This window comes from Neisseria sp. HMSC078C12 (assembly GCF_001838065.1).
Lineage (GTDB): Bacteria > Pseudomonadota > Gammaproteobacteria > Burkholderiales > Neisseriaceae > Neisseria.
The window spans coordinates 1-3,663 of sequence record NZ_KV835596.1 but is presented as its reverse complement, the minus strand read 5'-3'; the positions used below and the strand labels follow the sequence as shown (position 1 = coordinate 3,663).

The 3,663-nt window shown below is 60.9% G+C and carries 2 protein-coding genes; one reads left to right on the top strand and one right to left on the bottom strand.

Features of this window, described 5'->3' with window-relative positions:
- Nucleotides 1-53: 53 nt before the first annotated feature.
- A complete protein-coding gene (locus HMPREF2596_RS03545; RefSeq protein ID WP_000904906.1) occupies nucleotides 54-668 on the bottom strand; it encodes a recombinase family protein in 615 nt (204 codons plus the stop codon).
- 125 nt (nucleotides 669-793) lie between these two features.
- On the opposite strand from HMPREF2596_RS03545, the gene HMPREF2596_RS03540 reads away from it, so the two are divergent.
- The coding region (locus tag HMPREF2596_RS03540; RefSeq protein ID WP_070849670.1) for a Tn3 family transposase at nucleotides 794-3,663 on the top strand (2,870 nt) is incomplete at its 3' end.

Sequence of the window (3,663 nt, the reverse complement as noted above, 5' to 3'; positions counted from 1 at the left end):
TAAAAATCATTAGGGGATTCATCAGGGCTCAACCTGCGAAAAGAAACGAGTTGCTACGTAAGTCCGAGAACATGCTTTCCATGGTCTCTGAGCTCGCCTTTGGGACCGACATATCGGTAGAGAGTGACGCGCTCGATGCCGAGTTCCTTGCAGAGATCGGAAACTGAAGTATCGCGCTGGGCCATGGCGGCTTGCGCGAGACGCACCTGAGCTTTGGTGAGCGCGAATTTTCGTCCGCCCTTGCGACCGCGCGCTCTCGCGGAGGCGAGACCCGCCATGGTGCGCTCTCGGATCAGATCCCGCTCGAACTCGGCCAAGGTGGCGAAGATTCCGAACACCATGCGACCGGACGCAGTCGTGGTGTCGATCTGAGCGCCCTTTCCAGTCAGAACCCGCAGGCCGATCTTGCGGTCTGACAGCTCCTTCACCGTGTTGACCAGATGGGCAAGCGATCGTCCGAGGCGATCGAGCTTCCAGACCACCAGCACATCGCCGTCACGCAATGACTTGAGGCAGGCAGTCAAGCCAGGGCGATCATCACGACCGCCGGAAGCAAGATCATCATAGATATTGTCCCGTTCGACACCTGCGGCGCGCAAGGCGTCGTGCTGCAGGTCGAGAGACTGCGAGCCATCGGCTTTGGAGACGCGGGCATATCCGATCAGCATGTATCACAAACGTTGGTTTGAGGCGGCGCTTCGGCCACGATTGCATTGACCTCTGGAAATGTATCTCAACCAGCTTCATAAACAAAGCGTCTTGAACGCTATCAGATTTTGAAAAAGGAACATGTATGCCGCGTCGCGTCACTCTAACCGATCGGCAGAAAGACGCGCTGTTGCGCTTGCCGACTTCACAGACGGATTTGCTCAAGCACTATACGCTGAGTGATGAAGACCTTGGGCATATCAGGCTGCGTCGGCGCGCTCACAACAGGTTCGGCTTCGCCCTGCAATTGTGTGTCCTGCGCTATCCCGGCCGGGTGCTGGCTCCAGGCGAACTGATCCCTGCAGAGGTCATCGAATTTATCGGAGCGCAGCTTGGCCTGGGTGCCGACGATCTCGTAGACTATGCTGCCCGCGAGGAAACACGGCACGAGCATCTTGCCGAGTTACGGGGGCTCTACGGCTTCCGCACCTTCTCCGGACGTGGTGCGAGCGAGCTGAAGGAATGGTTGTTCCGAGAAGCCGAGATGGCGGTGTCGAACGAGGATATCGCCCGTCGCTTCGTAGCCGAGTGCCGACGCACCCGCACTGTCCTTCCCGCGACATCCACGATCGAGCGGCTTTGTGCCGCGGCTCTCGTCGATGCCGAGCGACGCATCGAGACGAGGATCGCCAGTCGGCTGCCTATGTCGATCCGAGAACAGTTGCTGGCATTGCTCGAGGAGACGGCTGATGATCGGGTGACCCGTTTTGTGTGGCTGCGCCAGTTCGAGCCTGGCTCGAACTCTTCGTCGGCCAACCGGCTGCTCGACCGGCTCGAATATCTGCAACGCATCGATCTCCCCGAGGATCTGCTTGCCGGCGTTCCTGCCCATCGGGTGACTCGTCTGCGCAGGCAGGGTGAACGGTATTATGCCGACGGCATGCGCGATCTCCCGGAGGACAGGCGGCTTGCGATCTTGGCTGTTTGCGTCTCGGAATGGCAGGCGATGTTGGCCGACGCAGTGGTCGAAACCCACGACCGGATCGTCGGCCGTCTCTACCGTGCTTCGGAGCGTATTTGCCATGCAAAGGTCGCAGACGAAGCGGGGGTGGTGCGTGACACCCTGAAATCCTTCGCCGAGATCGGGGGCGCCCTGGTCGATGCACAGGATGATGGCCAGCCGCTGGGCGATGTCATCGCGAGTGGGTCAGGGTGGGACGGCTTAAAAACCCTTGTTGCAATGGCAACCAGGCTGACCGCCACCATGGCCGACGATCCGCTCAATCATGTGCTCGACGGTTATCACCGCTTCCGCCGATACGCTCCACGCATGTTGCGCCTGCTCGATCTGCGAGCTGCGCCCGTTGCACTGCCGCTTCTGGAAGCGGTGACGGCCCTTCGTACCGGTTTGAACGATGCCGCGATGACCAGCTTCTTGCGGCCCAGCTCGAAATGGCATCGCCACCTTCGGGCCCAGAGGGCTGGCGACGCTCGCCTATGGGAGATCGCGGTGCTGTTCCATCTGCGCGATGCGTTCCGCTCCGGAGATGTCTGGCTTACTAGGTCCCGGCGCTATGGCGATCTGAAACACGCACTCGTTCCGGCACAATCCATCGCGGAAGGCGGTCGTCTCGCTGTGCCATTGCGGCCGGAGGAATGGCTGGCAGACCGGCAAGCTCGCCTCGACATGCGGTTGCGCGAGCTTGGCCGTGCCGCTCGCGCAGGCACGATCCCGGGCGGGTCGATTGAAAACGGCGTTCTGCATATCGAGAAACTCGAAGCCGCCGCGCCGACAGGCGCCGAAGATCTGGTGCTCGATCTCTACAAGCAGATCCCGCCCACGCGCATCACCGATCTCCTGCTGGAGGTGGATGCGGCGACCGGCTTCACCGAAGCGTTCACCCATCTGCGCACAGGAGCACCCTGCGCTGACCGGATCGGGCTAATGAACGTTATCTTGGCGGAAGGGATCAACCTCGGCTTGCGCAAAATGGCGGATGCGACAAACACCCACACCTTCTGGGAATTGATCCGCATTGGACGGTGGCATGTCGAGGGCGAAGCCTATGACCGGGCGCTGGCCATGGTGGTCGAGGCACAGGCAGCGTTACCCATGGCCCGGTTCTGGGGCATGGGCACGTCGGCTTCGAGCGACGGACAGTTCTTCGTCGCTACAGAGCAAGGTGAGGCCATGAACCTGGTCAACGCGAAATATGGCAATACCCCGGGCCTGAAAGCCTATAGCCACGTCTCCGACCAATATGCGCCGTTCGCAACCCAGGTGATTCCTGCAACGGCAAGCGAAGCGCCTTACATCCTCGATGGCCTGCTGATGAACGATGCTGGACGCCATATCCGCGAGCAGTTCACCGACACGGGCGGCTTCACCGATCACGTCTTTGCCGCATGTGCCATTCTCGGCTACCGGTTCGCTCCGCGCATCCGCGACCTGCCATCCAAACGGCTCTACGCGTTCAATCCGTCGGCCGCCCCGGCGCACCTGCGAGCGTTGATCGGCGGAAAGGTCAACCAAGCCATGATCGAGCGCAATTGGCCCGACATCCTGCGCATCGCCGCCACCATTGCTGCCGGGACCGTCGCGCCAAGCCAGATTCTGCGGAAACTCGCCTCCTATCCGCGGCAGAACGAGCTCGCGACAGCCCTGCGGGAAGTCGGTCGCGTCGAGCGCACCCTGTTCATGATCGACTGGATTCTGGATGCCGAACTCCAACGGCGTGCCCAGATCGGGCTCAACAAAGGCGAAGCTCATCATGCGCTGAAGCGGGCAATCAGCTTCCACCGCCGCGGTGAAATCCGCGACCGTTCCGCCGAAGGCCAGCATTACCGCATCGCCGGCATGAATCTGCTCGCCGCCATCATCATCTTCTGGAACACCATGAAGCTCGGCGAGGTCGTTGCAAACCAGAAACGCGATGGAAAGCTGCTATCGCCCGATCTCTTGGCCCATGTTTCGCCGCTCGGATGGGAACACATCAATCTCACCGGAGAATATCG